Origin of the sequence: Westiellopsis prolifica IICB1 (assembly GCF_004323185.1) — a bacterium.
GTDB lineage: Bacteria > Cyanobacteriota > Cyanobacteriia > Cyanobacteriales > Nostocaceae > Pelatocladus > Pelatocladus prolificus_A.
The window spans coordinates 1,301,376-1,320,256 of the sequence record NZ_NAPS01000001.1; the positions used below are offsets into that span (position 1 = coordinate 1,301,376).

General features: G+C 40.0%; 15 protein-coding genes. 2 read left to right on the top strand and 13 right to left on the bottom strand.

Annotated features, from left to right (window positions below; genetic code table 11):
* The first annotated feature begins 39 nt into the window (after positions 1-39).
* Positions 40-651, top strand: a complete 612-nt coding sequence (locus tag B4U84_RS05550; protein ID WP_131116006.1) for a nitroreductase family protein — start codon at positions 40-42, stop codon at positions 649-651.
* A 355-nt stretch (positions 652-1,006) separates the two neighbouring features.
* Positions 1,007-1,399 carry a hypothetical protein gene (locus tag B4U84_RS05555; protein ID WP_017309348.1) on the top strand — a complete coding sequence of 131 codons (393 nt, stop codon included), beginning with the start codon at positions 1,007-1,009 and terminating at the stop codon, positions 1,397-1,399.
* 129 nt (positions 1,400-1,528) lie between these two features.
* Here the strand turns inward: B4U84_RS05555 and B4U84_RS05560 are convergent, their stop codons facing one another.
* The 13 genes from B4U84_RS05560 to B4U84_RS05615 all read right to left on the bottom strand — a co-directional run bounded on the left by B4U84_RS05560 (position 1,529) and on the right by B4U84_RS05615 (position 18,690).
* Complete coding sequence (locus tag B4U84_RS05560; RefSeq protein ID WP_131116008.1) at positions 1,529-2,392, bottom strand: DUF6671 family protein; 864 nt, start codon at positions 2,390-2,392, stop codon at positions 1,529-1,531.
* 119 nt (positions 2,393-2,511) lie between these two features.
* A complete protein-coding gene (hemJ, locus tag B4U84_RS05565; protein WP_044451475.1) occupies positions 2,512-3,096 on the bottom strand; it encodes a protoporphyrinogen oxidase HemJ in 585 nt (194 codons plus the stop codon).
* Positions 3,097-3,286: 190 nt separating this feature from the next.
* A complete protein-coding gene (locus B4U84_RS05570) occupies positions 3,287-4,144 on the bottom strand; it encodes an Rpn family recombination-promoting nuclease/putative transposase (protein ID WP_044451474.1) in 858 nt (285 codons plus the stop codon).
* 175 nt (positions 4,145-4,319) lie between these two features.
* The gene (glpK, locus tag B4U84_RS05575) at positions 4,320-5,807 is read right to left on the bottom strand and encodes a glycerol kinase GlpK (RefSeq protein WP_131116010.1); all 1,488 of its coding nucleotides are present in this window, start codon (positions 5,805-5,807) and stop codon (positions 4,320-4,322) included.
* Positions 5,808-6,298: 491 nt separating this feature from the next.
* Complete coding sequence (locus tag B4U84_RS05580; RefSeq protein WP_131116012.1) at positions 6,299-6,709, bottom strand: YidH family protein; 411 nt, start codon at positions 6,707-6,709, stop codon at positions 6,299-6,301.
* Between the two features lie 85 nt (positions 6,710-6,794).
* Positions 6,795-7,229: a YidH family protein gene (locus B4U84_RS05585; RefSeq protein WP_044451471.1), complete on the bottom strand. Its 435-nt coding sequence runs from the start codon at positions 7,227-7,229 to the stop codon at positions 6,795-6,797.
* A gap of 43 nt (positions 7,230-7,272) precedes the next feature.
* A complete protein-coding gene (locus tag B4U84_RS05590) occupies positions 7,273-7,836 on the bottom strand; it encodes a DUF1269 domain-containing protein (protein WP_131116014.1) in 564 nt (187 codons plus the stop codon).
* A gap of 1,896 nt (positions 7,837-9,732) precedes the next feature.
* A complete protein-coding gene (locus B4U84_RS05595) occupies positions 9,733-9,990 on the bottom strand; it encodes a hypothetical protein (protein WP_017309340.1) in 258 nt (85 codons plus the stop codon).
* Between the two features lie 251 nt (positions 9,991-10,241).
* Positions 10,242-10,643 carry a response regulator gene (locus B4U84_RS05600; RefSeq protein WP_131116016.1) on the bottom strand — a complete coding sequence of 134 codons (402 nt, stop codon included), beginning with the start codon at positions 10,641-10,643 and terminating at the stop codon, positions 10,242-10,244.
* Positions 10,644-10,970: 327 nt separating this feature from the next.
* Entirely contained in the window at positions 10,971-11,345 is a 375-nt protein-coding gene (locus B4U84_RS05605) for a response regulator (RefSeq protein WP_131116018.1), read from the bottom strand.
* The gene (locus B4U84_RS31475) at positions 11,342-11,611 is read right to left on the bottom strand and encodes an ATP-binding protein (RefSeq protein WP_242677546.1); all 270 of its coding nucleotides are present in this window, start codon (positions 11,609-11,611) and stop codon (positions 11,342-11,344) included. Before B4U84_RS31475 ends, B4U84_RS05605 begins: the two co-directional genes overlap by 4 nt.
* A gap of 53 nt (positions 11,612-11,664) precedes the next feature.
* Positions 11,665-15,996: a PAS domain S-box protein gene (locus B4U84_RS05610; protein WP_242677547.1), complete on the bottom strand. Its 4,332-nt coding sequence runs from the start codon at positions 15,994-15,996 to the stop codon at positions 11,665-11,667.
* Positions 15,997-16,269: 273 nt separating this feature from the next.
* Positions 16,270-18,690 carry a response regulator gene (locus B4U84_RS05615; RefSeq protein WP_131116020.1) on the bottom strand — a complete coding sequence of 807 codons (2,421 nt, stop codon included), beginning with the start codon at positions 18,688-18,690 and terminating at the stop codon, positions 16,270-16,272.
* Positions 18,691-18,881 lie beyond the last annotated feature (191 nt).

Sequence of the window (18,881 nt, forward strand, 5' to 3'; positions counted from 1 at the left end):
ATCAGAGTCGAAGATATTGATTTTATAGGGTAGCAAAGTATGGAAAAGCCTGCTAATTCCCAATATCCAATTCATGAGTTGCTACAACGACGCTGGAGTCTTCTGGCTTTTTCTCAACAACCAGTTGAAAAAGCAAAACTTTGTAGTTTACTAGAAGCTGCACGCTGGGCTGCTTCTTCTTATAATGAACAACCTTGGCATTTTATTGTTGCAACTCAGGAAAATCCCGAAGAATTCAAACGTTTGCTTAGTTGTCTTGCACAAGGAAATCAAGTTTGGGCGCAACATGCACCTGTCTTGATGCTTTCAGTTGCAAAACTTTACTTTGAAAAAAATCACACTGAAAACCGTCATGCATTTCACGATGTCGGTGCAGCAGCTTGTAGTTTAGCAATTCAAGCAACTTCTTTGGGTTTATTTATCCACCAGATGGCAGGCTTTGATGTATCAAAAGCACGGGAATTGTACAATATTCCTGAAGGCTATGAACCAGTAGCAGCGATCGCAATTGGTTATCAAGGCGATCATGAAGCATTACCAGAACAATATCGACAGCGTGATTTTGCTCCTCGTCAGCGCAAACCTTTAGATACATTTGTGTTTACTGGAACTTGGGGAAACACTTCGCCTGTGATTTCGCTTGATTCATAACAAGACGCGATAAATCGCGTCTCTACAAGAGGGGAATTAAAAAACGATCGCATTTGTGTTTTATTAGGGGCGATCGCATAGCCTTGTAGAGACGGCGATTTATCGCGTCTCTTTGTATTCGTCCACAACGCAAGTCCATTCGTCCACAACGCAAGTCCATTCGTCCACAACGCAAGTCCGTTCGTCCACAACGCAAGTCCATTCTCAACAATTCGTTATCTATTTTCGTAGAATTACTGAGCTAATCATCCAATCTTCTTACAAAAAACACCTTTTTTTAAAAATTTTACTGAACCACTAAATTGTTTCATTGAGACACTCTAGAAAGATAAAGTTTAGTAAAAGGTATGCATTGATGCCACGCAAGAAAAAAACCTATTCCCTGCTAGAAAAAACCGAACAGAAAGTCATCGGATTTAAATCGATAGATTCTAACCTTGACTTCGGTAATTCCATGAGTTTAAACTACTTAACCCAGTTAACAACGCAACTCCGCAACCAAATTGACAAGTATAATATGATGCTCAACGATCTTGACTCGGCAAAGGCAGAAATAGAAATCCTTGAAAAGACTATTGGGGAAACTTTAGAACGCTTGATCAGTGGTGTGGTTTTGAAGTATGGTAAAGACAGCCGAGAATACGAGATGATAGGCGGAGTACGCAAAAGCGATCGCATTCGTAAAGCCACTATCACCCGCTTAAAATCGACCGCAGACTCAAAAGCGGCTTCTACACAGACGGCGTAACGAGCAACAAGTAGGCATCATTCACCATGAGTGATGCATAATAATGTACTATGTAGAGACGCGAAATTACCCTGCGGGGTCTTGCTACGCGTCTCTACATAGTATTGGCTAACACCATTCCTAAACCATTCACGGATTGCAATAATTACAATTTACTGGCTCTGCATATTCATTTCCATTTGGAAATAATTCTTCTTGAGTAAAACCACATTTTTGACATTTATATATCACAGCACGAGTCAAAGAAGTTGGCAGATAGCACAATGCACAAGGTAAACCCCTAATCCTTTTGTTAATTTCAAAGCCGGGTGTAGAACATTTTGGGCAACAGTTCTTAATTTTTTTTAATAAGTTCTGAGTGGCTTTTTCAATATTTTTCATTCGTGTGGGATTATACATTGCGCGCATATCTGTTTCTATATGTGCTTTGCCTGTGGGAGAATTTTTCAGGACAAAACTTACAGCTTCTATGAGATTTGCTTCTGTAATAATTCCTTTAATTACTTCACTGCTATCTTTTGGTGACTCATCAAACATGACTACTAGACCATGTTCTGGAAAACCTACTTTTTGAGCAAATTGTAAGGCTTGATCAACACTTTCCACAACCAAATGATTATGGTTAGTTTTGGCAGATAATTCTTCCCCAATAATTTCTAAATCATGTGTTTGATCTAATAAAATGACAACTTCTCGATTACTGGAAACAAAAGGAATTTCAGGATGAGGGCCAAAACTGCCCTCACTAGCAATTGCTAAACTTTCACCAGTTAGTTCTAAAACTTTTTTTGCCTTCAATCTCGCAGCTTCAATTTGATTACCTGGACGCTTTACTTCTCTAGTAAATGTACCAAAAATATCAGTATCAAAATCATCTGGAACTATAATCTTTATTCCTAATTCAGCTTCTAAAACAGGAACAATCACTTCTTCTTTTTGATGCTTCGTAGCCAGTAAAGCAATTCTATTGGTAAATAATGACTGATTTAGCATTCTTTATCTTGTAATCAGTTTTTCTTTGTGTCTTAGTGTCTTGGTGGTGAATAAAAAATTGTTTTTGAACCACCAAGACGCCAAGACACCAAGTCAAATCATAGATTTATACAATTCCATTAAGCTTGTTGCTGAGGAATCTGTGTCATTTCTGCAAGTTGCTTTTCTTTATCAAGTCTGCGCTTTCTAGCGTAAAGTTGGATTGTCACCGCCATCAGAAGTACTAAACCAAAAATGACCCAAGCAGTCAAGTCTGTGGGCAAACTATTCTTAAAGACAACCAACATCACAATCACTACTAGTAAGACAGTTGGTGCTTCATTCATCGCCCGCATCTGTTTGCTTGTCCATTTGCATCTATTTTCTGCTAACTGTTTCATCAAACGGGAGCAGTAATAATGATAAACAAGTAAAAGTGCCACAAATCCGAGTTTATAGTGCAACCAAGTTTGTTTTAAAAATTCTGGTTGCGTCACCAGTAAACCAATCGCACAAGCTACCGTCACCAGCATTCCGGGAGTGGTGATGATGTTGTAGAGGCGCTTTTCCATAATTTGATACTGATTTTTTAGTATCGTCTTTGCTGGTTCTGGTTCTTGTTCCGCTTCGATGTGATAGATGAAAAGACGCACTAAGTAAAACAGTCCCGCAAACCAAACGACAACGCCGATAATATGAAATGCTTTAAACCAAGAATAAGCCATAAATTTTAACCTGTGTTTCTGCTCTCAAATATCCAGGTTACGGCAATTGGTAGGAATGGGGATCACAGATAAAGAAGTGTGAAGTCTTAAGATGGAGATTGAGCAACCTGAGTATTTTCTGGCGATCGCACTACTCAAACTCAAGATATCATGCGATCGCGTAGCGGCTCCCTCGGAGCATCGCTGGTATTCAATCCTGTTGCTGTGCTATTCGCCTAACTGCTTCAATCTCAACTTCCAACTGTTGAGATATTTCTTCGATACTCACTCCCGCTTTTAGCAACAGAGGAACAGCAGCTAACTTTCCTTCTTGTCTTCCTTCTTGTCGTCCTTCTTGTCTTCCTTCTTGTCGTCCTTCTTGTCGTCCTTCTTGTCGTCCTTCTTGTCGTCCTTCCTCTAATGCTTCTTGGTAAACTCTAGTTTGTTTTAGTTCGCTTAATTTCAGCATATCTTCCACCTCTTGACGGCTTAATTGTGGAAATTTGTAGACTATGATTGTCTCGATTAAATCTATTATCGCTCTTGCAGATAAACGATTTGCGATTTCTTGCCTTGCTTGTGCAATGAGTTCTCTCGCATAGTTAGGAGCATTTTCTTCTGATTCTACTACTAACTTCACAACACCAACACCCAAAGACTTGTTTGCTGAGGATTCAAGTTCATCAAGATAAACTCGTTGGACTTTTGAGCTTTCTAGCAAAACGTCATGAAGCTTAGTTTCATCTGGTTCCAAGCTCCGTTTAGGATAAATAATCACAGCGTACCAGTCGTAGGTGGATGGATTCTGATCTATATATAGAAATAGTTCAGCAAACACCCGGTGATAGAGAAATTGATCTTTTTGAAACTGTACTTCACACAGATATACTGTTTTGTCTGGGCTGTCTTCTGGTGGTAGAAATACGCCATCAATCCGAAAAGCGGTTTGTTTAATTTCTACCGAGCGGAACTGATAATCTTGACTATTGCTGGGAGAGTGTCCAATTAACTCAAAGAAAATACTGGGAAATTCTGCAAATAATTGGTAAAAAAGACTGTCTGTTTTCACTTTTGCCGTTGTTGCAAAAATTATATCTTTGCATACTACGCTCTTAATTTAACGTGAGTTCAATAAATATTATCAGACCAAGCAATCAACTCACCCCCAAGTAAATTGCTGGCTCATAATCCAAGTCTACTTTAAATAGACTTAATAAATCACAATAAATCAATCTCCGTATCCACTACTTGTCCCAATATTTAGCCCTTTCTACCGCCTTTTGCCAAGTAATGAAATTAGCTTTTGCATATTCACTACCTACACCGGGCGAAAAGTAACGATCAATTTTTCGCTGTTGCACCAACGCTTGGTAACTATCCCAAAATCCCACCGCCAAACCAGCAGCCATGGCGATCCCCTGCACGGTAGTATCACGCATAACTGGACGATAAACTGATATATTTAACACATCTGCCTGGAATTGCATGAGGAAGTTGTTTTCACAGGCTCCACCGTCTACTGTTAATTTATTTACTGCCGTGCTGCAAGATCCACTAATGGCTACCACAACTTCTTTGACTTGGTAGGCGATCGCTTCTAAGACAGCTCTGACTAAATGCTGTGGTTGGACGGCGGCGGTAATACCAAAAAAGGCTCCTCTCGCGCTCATATCCCAGTGAGGGGCGCCCAGTCCGCTAAATGCCGGAACAAAATATACACCACCATTATCTGTAACTTGATTGGCGATCGCTTCTGTCTCGGCAGCTGTTTTAATCAGCTTCATGCTATCCCGCAACCATTGGATACACGCCCCACTGGTAAACATGCTACCTTCTAAGGCATAGCCAACATCTAAACTACCGTTACGAATTTGCGTCCATGCCACAGTAGAGATGAGCCGATTTTGAGAACGGACAATTTCAGAGCCAGTGTGAGCAACTAAAAAGTTACCAGTGCCGTAAGTACATTTCATTAAACCAGGGCGATCGCATCCATGACCAAATAAAGCTGCTTGTTGATCTCCCAAAACCGCAGTGATGGGAATTTCCCCACCGAGTAAAGTGCTATCAGTCACACCAAATTTTCCTAAGCTGGGTTGGATCTCAGGTAAGATATAAGCGGGTATTTGAAATAATTCCAGTAAAGTTTCATCCCATGTACAGCTTGTCAAATTCATCAACATTGTCCGACTGGCGTTACTGTGGTCGGTAGCGTGAACTTTTCCGTTTGTGAGTTTCCACAAAATCCAGGTATCAATTGTTCCGGCTAAAACATTTTTGAGATCAATACCTGTGACATGATCTAGCAGCCATCTGAGCTTTGTAGCGGAAAAATAGGCATCGATAACTAAACCAGTGCGATCGTAAATCTCATTAGCGTAACCTTGAGCTTGTAATTGATTACACAAAGGAGCAGTGCGGCGGTCTTGCCAAACAATGGCTTGATGTAGAGGTTTTCCAGTAGTTTTGTCCCAAATTAAACAGGTTTCCCGTTGTACGGTGACTCCCATCGCCACAATTTTACTAGGAATAATTTTGGCATTGGCGATCGCAGTTTGCATCACCCAACAAGTATCTTGCCAAATCTCCTCGGCGTCATGTTCTAACCATCCGGGTTGAGGATAATACTGTGTGAGTTCTTTGTATGCTTGCCCAACAATTTTACCAAGAGCATCAAACACAAAAGCACGGTTGCCTGTTGTACCTAAATCTAGTGCCAGAATGTAACTCATATGTGAACTATTTGTGCCAACCTGAGTTAAAAAAAGGGGTGTAGTAGAGATGCGAGAAACATCGCGTCTCTACTAAGGGTATAGGGGGTGGGGTTCAAAGGGGTAGAAACTGTAACTTAATTTCTACACATTTGTGTTCAGAACTAGTCAATTTTAAGTAGGTATTGGTGAAAAGGTGCTAAAATATTACCTATAGTAACGGTTAACTACCGTGCCGTCAGAGGATAACCCTTCCAGCATAGACTGGCGTTTGATAAACGTGCCGCAGGCGAAGTGCAAGCTCCATAGACAGAGGGTCGTTAGTAGCGCCTCAAAAGAAGTTTTTTATAACTTCGACACATATAGCGGTCAGTTAGACCGTTTTAGCCTGTGGACTGGATAATGCCGACATTGCCAGAATGAAGCAGGAAGTAAGCGTCAACCTACACATGAGTAGATTTGTCTAGTTGTGAGTAGTTATGAATAGGTCTTATGTAACGGAATTATAAATACTATTGCCAAGAAACTACAGTAAAAACAGCAACTAGTGCAACCAAACCAAATAAAATGACAGAAACGACAAAAACAGATAGATTAATAATATAAGTTAGTTTATATGAGTATTCGTCTCGCTCTAATGATTTGACTTTGATTAGGTATCCAATGATCGCCAAAATTAACAGAAAAATGCCCAAAGCGATCGCGCTCAAGCCAATAATGGGAGTCAGTTCCATAGCAATGGGTGGATTATGCTTGGGAATCGACTCATTCAACGCATTAAAAATGCGATCAAACCCGATACCAAAACCAATTAAAGACAAGCAATTCTGAATCCAACTTGTCAATGTCCGTTCAGCAGCAGCGCGATTACGCTCTTTTGCCAATTCGTTAGTGGTATTAATCGGTTTTCGAGAAGGACTCATACCAAAAACATACCTAAAATCCTTACCAATGACAAATGACTATTGTACAGACGCGATTCATCGCGTCTCTAGACTAATTACCAATTTACATACTATTTTTGTGAGTGAATGCACTGACCAAAATACCAATAAAAGCAAAGACAGCAATGCAAACTAGGGCGATCGCAACGGTCAATGCTAAGGAACGACGGGGAGTGTAGAGATATTCCTCGTTGCGTCGGATATGATACAGTTCTTGCTGGTGTTGGATCATTGCCATAATCATGGCATATATACCCAGAGCAATGAAAGCAAGACCTAGAATGCGAGAAAGGCGTACAGGATTGATGTCTCGAACAACTTGAAAGCTACGGATAGCAGTGACAATGACATCAATCCCAAAACCAAAGCTGATTAGGGTAAGGCTGGTGCGAATCCACGCCATGAGAGTGCGTTCGGCGGCCGCTCGGTTGCGCTCTTTAGCAAGTTCGGCTTGAATATTAGGTGTCTTGCGAGTATCAATAGGGTCAGGGTCCTTCATTCTATTTAATGAAAGTGATATCAGTTAAACATGATATCTCCAATTATGAATGCCCATATTTACAAAGCATGGACTCATGGTTTAATCTGTCTACATTCTCAAAATCAGCATCAATAGCGATCGCCATAGCTAATTCATCCTTGAGACGCTGACAAGTAATTTTGGCTCCTAATTCGGTGAGGGTATCAACTAGTTCTTTGACCCATTTGTGTTCAATAATGGCAATTATGGCAGAACTACCAGCACCTAGAGAGTAACCGATTTCTTTTAGCTCTTGTTCGTCAAACCCCATATCGATGAACTTTCCGGTGAGAGTGCTAGATCCGCTACCCAACACAATACCCGCAATCGGTCCACCAGCCAAAATAGCAATAATAGCCCCTAATACACCACAAATACCTAGACTGCGTTTGATTCCTACTGTTTGAACCGTTTCTTTGAAGAACAGCTTACCGTTTTCATCCTTCATTATGACTGCTGCATTCCAAAGCCCGATCATTTTTTCCTTTTTGAGGTGCTTTAGCTCCTCAAGCACTTCAACAGCCTGTTCTTGATTTCCAAATCTAGCAATAATTAGGTCAATAGGATTTTCAGCAGGATTCTTCATAACGTATGACTGTATTCTAATAGTGTTGATTGACTGGTTTAACTAAGTTGACACAAATAAAGTTAACTAGTATTTGTAAGTCGCGTGGTTAGTTTATTTCCACTTATCTAGTGCTCTTTTACACCAACTAAGATTAATCTTTAACTGCTTTTGTCTGTAGGTTCTCTAGTATTTGAGCCACAGCAAATGAAGCTGCTTTTTGACGTTCTTTACACAGATTTCCAAACTGTCTGTTGATAGGGCATAATATTCAAAATTTAAACTAATATTAAAAGCATACATCTCAAAATTTAAATTCAAACAAATTCTATTTTTATTAAAATTATTAGTTTTATAAAGATATTTAAATAATTTATATTGCCTTAAATCTAGATATAAAATCTGTTATTTTTTGTCATTCATAAGGCTCCCTGCCTATATATCAAATTTAGATGAAACTAAATTTCTTATTGGTTGTTAGTTTAGATTATAAATTACAAAAATAAGAGGTAAGTAATCTATTTATAAGGACACAATAAAAGAATTATTTTGTGAAAAATTAGAATAATTTCACTGGTAAGTATTCGGTTAATATTAGTTATGAGAGTATTGGAAAGTTGATGAGGGGTATAACCCTACAATTGAGGAAAAGAAGCTCATTATCATCACGTTAGTAATAAAAATCAAAATTTTTCTCAATAAAATTTAAATCAGGTTCGGTTAAGGTTTTGATCTTTTGGAAAAAAGGGTACACAGATGTCAATACTGCAAGGGATAGGATTTTTCGTCATTTGCATTGTCCCCTTCTAATTTGGGCAGGCTTGTAGACGCGGAGCGGCTTCCGTAGGTAACCAATTGATTAATCTGTTGGTATGCAGCGATCTCCCAAAGAAGCCTGCCCAAATTTGATACGTGGAAGACCCTCATATTTTTGGGGTTGTACCAGACGCGATATATCGCGTCTCTACATGATTTAAATGTCAATTGATTTGTCTTATTCGAGCAGTATTGACACAGATGTAGTGTTCTTTCATCCTCTAACAGGATTTTAGATTTTGCGAAAAGTTTGTAGACGCTTGGCGTCTTCCCGTTAGGGTAGCGCGTCTACGCGAGCGTCCCGGAGGGAACTTCAAAGCTTTTCAAGACGGATTTTGGATTGATTCCACAGATAAATCTGGGGACTTGTAGCCAGATTGGCAACGTATGATAACCATATGCTATGATTTGTCATTTTTTCGTGTTGAGATTTTATTGAAAAATGACAAAAAAATATCTGATACACTTCAGGTTTTTGCTGCTAAATGCCATTATATCCTCTGCTCGTAACTCTTTTCAGCACTACTCTCGCAATTAACCCCGGTGCGACCGGGGTTAATTTTTACCCATCTTTATAGGTGAAATTCACTGTTTCGGAATAATCACTGCGTGACTATAGTGACATAGGAAACGTTCAACCCAACCCCAGTGACACTGGGGTTTTTCTTATGAAAGCATTAATCCTAGCGCCAATCTGCAATATCGTCAATGTGTTAGCTTGTTTCGTAGGTTCCACCTCAAACTGATTTTTAGTTCGGAGTTTGCTAAACAATTTCAATTTACTTTTTAATCAAGTATCTCTTATTAGAAAAGTCTTTACTAGTGAAGATAGTCATTTTAATATTTAACTTAAGTTTTTAATGATCGAGGTATTAGTGACAACCTCTATTCCGATCTAAGATAGCAAATATATGATACTTGATGTTGAAATAATGTTGATATAGTTTAGGGCTTAATGACAAAATAATCGATAATTTCGAGCAGGGTAAAAGAAAGCGGATAAATCCTGGTAATCAATCCGCAATCTAAAATGCTGTTAGAGGCTGACAGGGAGAATATATCACTCCATCACCCCGTTCCTTAGTTGTTTTATTGTTTAAACTAGCGAGTGTTGGCTTTACCTGTAGTCTTGTTTGTGTTGCGTATCCGCATAAGCACCGCCTGCTGGAAAATGCTTAGTAACTCAGCATCATCTTTATATTCTTGAATAAGATCAACCGTTACCTGTTGAGTACAGTAATCGCAATCATTAATATTCTCTTTGTCTAGGAAATCATGCAGAAATTGCTTTTGCGTCTCCTCGCTGTTACAAAAAAATTTTTCAGTTACTTTGTTAAAAGATGAAATCAGCTTGTCCATTGCGGATATTCCTAATTAAATTTATGAAATGTATTTATTTCTGAGTTTGCATGAAAAACATCTCTAAACTGTCATATATCAAGTTAATTCCACCTAGCAAATCAATTAACTAAGGGACAGTTTAAAAATCTGATATTCCAAATATATGCTTAATTTAGCAGCAAAAAATAAGCAGCAAATAAGTAATTAATAAAACAATAGCCAAGACAAGAATAGTATTATTCTGAAATAATCATCCAGATATTTTAACTTTACTCAGATTTCCATTTGAGTAGTTCAGCTATTTGTTCTGGTAATTGGATCGGGTTAAAAGGCTTGGCGATCGCTCCAACAATATTCATCTGTTGCAATTGTTGACGCGAAAACCAGCTTGCTTTTGCAGTGACTAAAATAATTGGAATATCATTAATTTGTGGATGTGTGATAAATTCTTGGATAATCCCAAGACTGTCTGTTTGCAGCATTGGCACATCCAGAACAATAGCATCAGGTTTTCTGAGTAATAATGCTTCTTTAATCGTTAAAACTTCAAGCCCTTGATGAAGAGAGGAAACTGATAGTACATCCCAACCACCAAGACGATTTAAGCAAACTTGTAAAATCGCTCGGATAGAAACTTCGTGATCGATGAGCAAAATAAGTTTACGGGGCATGATTAAATTAACTTTAGGGCGTTCAAGAGCGCACCTAAAAGCATATTTGGAAGAGAGATTACACTCCGACACTGGGCTTTTCCAAGATTGAACTCACTCAACACAGAGCATAAAACCCAAAAGTAAGAAATTTATAAGCACTCTATAAGAGTGCCTAATATATATTATTACATAATATATATGATGAGTATTCGGTAAAGTTTATGGTTTGGTTGTATAATTCCGCAAAATACTTGATATAAGCGGTATTTGAAATGGTATCAGATCCCGGACTTTTCAAAAAAGTCCGGGATCTGGCTCACCTATCAAAATCAATTTGGTGAACTACTACCAGTCCAAAATATCAGTCAATTGTTTCCAGACAGTCATGGGATCAAACGGTTTGGTAATGACACCAGCAACTCCCATTTTGTCAAAGCGTTGGCGATCGCTCGGTAACACTTTAGCTGTAAGCAAGATCACTGGAATAGATTCTGTTGCGACATTCGAGCGCAGGCGATCAAAAACCTGAAATCCATCCATCTCAGGCATCGACACATCTAAGAGAATAGCATCTATGGATTTGTGAATCTTAGCTTTGAGTAACGCTTCTTCTCCTGACTCAGCTAAGATTACTTTCCAACCTGCAAATTTTTCTAGGGAGATTTGAACCACTCTACGAATATCTTTTTCGTCATCTACAACTAGGATACGTTTGTTCATGCCTCCTCCCTAGTGATCGGCAATGTGAAATAAAACGTACTTCCTTCTCCTAACACACTCTCTACCCAAATACATCCACCGTGTTGCTGAACAATGTTCTTGCAGATGGCTAATCCTAGCCCAGTTCCTCTTTTTTGACGACGATCAGAGACATCAACTTGCTGAAAGCGTCCAAAAATGCTTTCCAGCTTTTCTGGAGGAATACCACGTCCCTGATCGCGGACTTTAAATAGGATCTTGGCAGAGATGGGGGACACGGGAGACACAGGAGCAATTTGTCCCCCATATCCCCCATCTCCCCCATCTCCCCCATCTCCCTCTAGATGTGTATAAGAGACCCCTCTTCTTCTGGACTCACCAACTCTGCACTCAACCAAACAGTGCCACCCGCGGGTGAGAACTTAATAGCATTACTTAACAAATTGATTAATGTTTGAATAATTGAGTCTGCTGCTGCCGAAATTTGCATATTTGGAACCATAACAAAAATTTTAACGCCCGCTTCGTTAGCCATCGCTTGCACAGTCTCAATTGCTTGCTTTACTAAATTAGCGGTCTCGCATGTTTCCGTCACAAGTTGAATTTTGCCAGACTCTAGTCGTTCGAGATCAAGAATATCGTTCACCAAACGCACGAGGCGATCGCTATTATTAAAAGCTATTTGCAACATTTCTCTGGCTTGTTCGGGTTCATGATCAAAGACACCCGTTTCTAAAATTCCCACAGCACCGCGAATAGCTGTTAATGGGGTGCGGAGTTCGTGACTCACAATAGAAATAAATTCATTTTTGATCCGATCCACTTCGTAGCGATCGCTAATATCTTGAATTTGAGCAATAAAATACAGTGGTTCTCCGTGTTGATGTCTGACAAGTGATACATTTAACAGAGTATGGATCGTATTTCCTCGATTGTGCAAATATCGTTTCTCCACCTGATAAACACGAATCTCATTCGCCAACAATTTTTGCATGAGTTCTAAATCAGCCTCTAAATCATCGGGATGGGTGATTTCCATCATGGTGAGATTGAGCATTTCTGCTTCGGTGTATCCAACAATTTCGCATAGGGAATGATTCACCATGAGGAATTGTCCTTGGGGTGAAACTAGTGCTACACCAATTGGTGCAGCATCAAAAGCTTTACGGAATCGTTCTTCGCTCTCACGCAAATACTCCTCTGCTTGCTTGCGTTCGGTGATATCTAGTGATGTGCCAATTAGCTGTATTACTTGCCCTTGTGCATTTAACACAGGTTCTGCACGAGAATCTAGGTAACGAATTGAACCATCCGGTCGCATAATTCGTAGATCAAAAGCATAGGAAATTCCGTTGGTAATCGCCTGTTCAACCTTTTGTTGTAGAACCTCTCGATCCTCAAGATGAACTCTTTCAAGCAGTTCACTAAAGCTTGGTTCACCTTTGACTGGTTCTATTCCCCACTGATGAAATGTTGTTTGTGAGCAACTAATCTTCTGGCTGTTGACATGAAATTCCCAACTACCGATTTGGGAGACTTTTTGAGCCATGGCCAGATGAGCTTGATTTTGGCGCAAAGCGGCTTCAGTCTGTTTGTGTTCAGCTAGTTCAGTTTGCAAATGATTATAGAGATTTGCTTGATGAAGGGCGATCGCTAACTGATTACTGATTTGCTGCAAAAACTCTGCTTCAGATGCTCGCCAGTGGCGATAATTAGAACAGGCGTGAACTATGAGCAACCCCCAAACCCTGGTTGAGGAGTCTTCTAAGGTTTGAATAATGGGTGCAACCACTTTAGATTTGACGCCGATTTGTTGCATAAACTCAACTAAACAATCTGACCACTGATCCTTTGCCACATCTGGTAAAATACGGGCATTTCCTTGGCGATAGTATTCATAGCAGTCATCTGGAAAACATTCATCAGTCCAATGCATCTGATTTGTCATCGGATACTCTGGAACAACAGCTTCCTTAATCACCTGTCCCGAACCATCCTGATTTAGGCGAAAAATTAATGCTCGATCAGCCTGGAGAGTTCTTTGAACCTCAACCACTGTAGTTGCCAGAATTTGCTCCAAATCCAGTGATTGGCGGATATGCTGGGTAATGGTACCGAGCAAGTGTTCTTGATCTGCTTGCGATCGCAGAGAATACTCCAATTTCTTGCGTCTTGTGATGTTGAAACAACTGCCTATCAAACGATAAATTTGTCCATTTTCCGTATAAATTGGAGTTAAAACATTAATCCACCAAGTTTCTTTGCCTTTAATTTCCAGACGTTCTTCATAAGTGATGCGTTGGCCGGTTGTGGTGCAAGCAACAAACCTAGCATTAATCACCTGTGCATCCTCTGGTGGGAAAATTTGCTCAGGGGTTTTACCAGCCATTTCTGAGGATAAAAGTCCAGACATCCACTCATGGGCGGGGTTAATGTCAACATAACGAAACCTGCCATCTTCTAGGACATCAACGATAAAAATCGCTGCTGCTGTGCCTTCATATATACTCCGTAAAAACTGTTCGCTTTCTTGCAAGGCCATTTCAGCTTGTTTGCGAGCAGTAATATCAACTCCAACCATAGTGACAATCCAGCAACCCCCTGCTTGATCCCAACGAGAGGTTAAGGTGTCTGCAATCCAGCGCAGAGAGCTATTTTTGTGATAAAAGCGATACTCCAGTGTGGTTGGTTGTTCTTGAGCGATCGCTGCAAAAGCTTGTTCACTAATGACTGTCAAATCTTCTGAAGGAACTCGTGATAACCAAAGTTCCGGGGTTAATTCCTGGGGAGTATAACCAAAAATGTTTTCACAACCCAGGGAGTGATACTCTCTGTCCCAACTACGGTCAGGGTAAACGCGAAAACTGCCGATTGAAGCACCTGCGGAGTTGAGAATATCGTTGAGTTTCGCTTGTGATGCTTGCAAAGCTTTTTCTAGTTGCTTGCGATCGCTGATATCTTGTCCAATACCAATTATTTGACCTGTACTGAGGCGAATGTTTGCCCAGGTTGTATCTACGTAACGACCATCCCGACACCTAGTTCTGAAATCCTGCCATTTTCCAGTCGCTGCTTCAATATGTTCTCTGATTTGTTGACGTTGTTCGGTATCAGGATAGCATTTTGCTAACCAGTCAATGTCTCGCAGATCATCTAAAGTCCAACCAAGAACCCGCTCATATTCTCGGTTAATGACTAATGTTTGATCTGTTTGATCACGAAGTTTCAACATCACAGGAATGTGGTCAAACAAAGCTTGTAAAATTTCGTTTTGCTGCTGAAGTTTTTCTGTCCGTTCTGCAATTTGAGTTTCGAGAGTTTGATTGTAGTCGGCTAAGAGTTTTTGAGCTTGTTTGCGTTCGGTGATGTCACTAAAAGCCGCGATCGCATAAATAATTGCGCCTGTTTCATCAAAAATTGGAACTGTCAAAACTTCCAGAGGAATAGTTTTATCATCTTGACGCAATTCCATATCATTAATCTTCACCGATTCCCCTGCAAAAGTGCGTACAACAGGCAGTTGATTGATGGGGTAAAGCTGGTCAGTTCCTGCTTGATAAACTTGAAAAACCTCTGACAGTTGCTCTGTTTTAATTTCGAGTGGAGCTTTAATCCCAACCAATTGCTGTGCTTTCAGATTACTATAAATGTATCTTCCAGTAGTATCATGTGCAGTTACCGCAATGGGCATGACATTCAGAATCTGATTTACTCGCTTCTCCCTGACGCTTAATTGTTTTTCATTCTCACGCAATTGGCTAAATATTTTGGCATTATGAATCGAAATTGCTGCCTGTGTAAATAATAGCTGTAATGTATTTAATTGCGTTTTTGTAAATACTCCATTAGTTAGATTATTTTCCAGATATACTATTCCAATCAGTTTGTCTTGATTGAGCAGTGGCGCACATAATATCGATTTAGTTTGATGTTGTTGGATATAGGGATCATGGATAAATTTGCCCTCACAGCTAGCATCATCCACAACTACATTTTCCAGAGTGTGGATCACATAATTAATGATTGATGTCGGGAGATGATCATCAATGGGAAGAGACTGCACACCGATTTTGAAGACAGGTTTTCCCAAAGTATTATCGCTGGCTTCAGTATCTATAATGCCAGAGGCTGCAATTTTCCATTCTTCGCCATTTTCTAAATTTGTTGGGGAAGGCAAAATTAAATAGCCTGTTTGTGCGTCAGCATTCTCAATCAGGATTTTTATTAAGACTCTAAGTAGCCGTTCAAGTTCAATTTCACTCGAAATAGCTATATTTGCTCTAATAACAGCCTCTAGCGATTCCAAGGCTCCTTCTGATGAGATACTACTCATTTTGGGGCTGGTGGAGCAGGTAGAAGTGTTGCTGTTGGCTGATGATAATTCAAATAGTAGCTGTGGATATTTTGTTTCTAACTCTTTTACCTTTGCTGTTGCATCCAAGCGCTTGTAAGCAGAGTGTGACTCTTTCATGTAATTCTGAGCAAACCTTGGTCTACCGCGTTCTAGGTAATACTTAGCGGCTAATTCATACGCCAAAGCTTCTTCTTCTAAAGAACCATTTGCTTTTGCTGCGTCAATCGCTTGCTCATAATATTCTTCTGCTGCAATTACTTGACCCAAAACTCGCGCTTTATCTGCCTCAACGATTAAGTGTGATAAGAATGTAATCATGTTCACTTAACTATTTGATACACCAGGAAGTTGGCGCTTTTCTAGAATTAGGTTGTTATAGCCATCCTCTAACAGGATTTTGGCTTTTGGATTTTAGATTTTGGATTGATTCCACGGATAAATCCGCTTTCTCATATCATCAAGGAATGATAGGTCATTCGATTTTAGATTTTGGACTGATTCCACGGATAAATCCGCTTTCTCATATCATCAAAGAATGATTGATCATATAGGGAAACTAAAAAGTACATTTTTTTAACTTATATTTTTAATTTACAACGGATATAAACAATAGGTATTAAATCCTCTTGCTTTTGCAATATAAAGAGCTTGTTTGGCGATCGCAATCAAATCTTGATAAGATCTATCTTGACTTGGTATACAACCTGTGATTCCTAAACTTAATGTCATATAACCATTAGTAGAAGGGGATTGATGAGGAATTTTGAGAGTTGCGATCGCTTGCTGAATTCGCTCTACGAGCTGCAACGCCCCAACCAACCCTGTATCAGACAAAACAATCATAAATTCATCTCCTCCGGAGCGTGCCAATAGATCATGACTAGGGTCAATGCATTGGCGAATTGTATTAGCTACTTGTTGCAAACAACTATTTGCGGCTTGATAGCCATAGCGATCGTTATAAGTCTGGAAATGATCAATATCGCAGATAATTAAACAGAGTGAAGTTTGTTTATAGATCAGACGTTGCCATTCTCGTTCAAGAAATTCATCACAATGGTAACGAGTTGCAACTTGAGTTAATGAATCAATCTTGGCTTGTCGTTGAGATATTTGCAATTGCTGTTGCTGACATCGCAGCAGTTGTTGCTGCATACGGGTTAATCTTGCGCCTTGTACTCGCGAAGCTCCCTCAATCCGACTCAACACACGAGTTACCAATTCTGGACCAACAATCGGCTTACTAATAAATTCATCTGCTCCAGCTGCAAACACTTGTTGAATGGAGTCAATACCAGTGTGAGCAGTAACAACAATGATTGATAAATCTCTATATTTTAAATCTTGTCGCACCACACGACATAGTTCAATACCATTAAAAGTAGGCATTTCCAAGTCTAACAGCAACAGATCAGGCTCAGTAGAAGTTAGCACTTGCCAAAACTGCTCCGGATTACCAACACATGTCACCTCGAATCCCCAAGGTTGTAACAGAAGTGCTAGTGTTTTCAACTGCACTGGGTCATCATCAACAATCATGACTCTAGAATTGGGTGGGGTGGTTGGTGGAAGAAATTGAGCGATCGCCTCAAAAATTTCGTCTGTTGTTGTGGATTTGAGAAGACAACCCTCACTTGCCAAACTCGCAATCCTAATTCGAGTATCTAAACAATCTTGTTCAGCCAAGGTCAGCACTGGAATCCCAGGAAAATGTAGTTTTAACTTTTCTAATAGAGTTATCTTGGCTGGCATAGAAGCAGGATTCAGACTGAGTATCATCACATTGGGAGGATTACTCGCTACTTGCTCCAATGCAGTTGACTCCTCAGCAATCACCTCTAATTGTAGTCCTCGTATTGGTGCAGCTTGGCGCAATGACTCGGTGAAGGAATGATCATCATCAATCACCAATACCAAAGGCATACCAACTGTTGGTATATTTGGGATTGTGGGAGAAACAGGTGGCTTGGCAATTTCTTGCTGCAACTGTGCTAGCAATTGGAGAAATTGGGTAAATTGCTGCTCTCCCAACTCGGATTGCTCACTAAATAGGTGTTCTATCGCTCGCGCTAAATCTGAGCCTTTGATATATCCAAACGTCCCTAAAGCACCTGCTAATCGGTGTGCTTCCTCTGTGACACGCTGTCGTTGTACAGAATCGATATTATCAATTTGGAGCGATCGCGCAGCGGTTTCCAAAACTTTAATTCGTTCTGGTAAGGAAGCCTGAAAATCCTGTGTAGCTTCCTCAATCAATACTAAGCCTTCTTGCTCTGGATTACTTGTTTGGTGTTGTTTTGTTTGTGCTTCCTCTTGCTGTTGTGTATCTTTCTGTGGCGCTACCTTTAACCGATATCCCAAGCGATACACCGTCTCAATTAGTTCCTCCATCATCCCTGCACTTTTGAGTTTACGTCGCAGGTCTTTGATCAAGTTCGTCACCGCAGCATCTGTGGGGGATTCATCAATTGACCAGAGATGATCAATAATGTTGCTACGGCTGAAGATCCGTTGAGGATGCCGTAAAAAAAGCTCCAGTAAGCTATATTCCTTGGGACTAATACCAATGAGTTGTTGCTTATAGGTTACTTGTATCAAGTTTGGATCGAGACACAAATTTCCCCACATCAATACTGAGTAAGACATTGCATTGACTTGACGACGCGACAAAGCACGAACTCGCGCTATAAGTTGAGAAGGTTCGCAAGGCTTGGTGACATAATCGTCTGCTCCCACATCCAGACCCATGATAATATCTTCATCTGAGCCTTTTGCTGTCAACATGAGGATTGGAGTTTGACACCTGCGATCGCGTAATTGACGACATATGCTCAACCCATCGAGTCTGGGAAGCATAACATCAAGCAAGATCACACAATACTCTCCTTGAAGAGCTAATTCCAAACCAAGTTTACCGTCCGTTGCAATATCGACTGTGTATCGATAGGCGGTCAGTGTGCTGGAGAGAAATTCACATATAGATAAATCGTCTTCAACTAACAGGATTTTCATGAAGGACTAACCTTCACTTGCAAGAAACACAACAACTCCCTAGCAATTTATCTAATAAATACTCCAATAGTGAATCTCCCGATAGATAACTTTTTTGTAACAAATAACTGTAATCAAAATTACAAATGGGATTGGGGATTGGGGATCGGGGATTGGGGATTGGGGATTGGGGATTGTTTTTTAAGATTTTC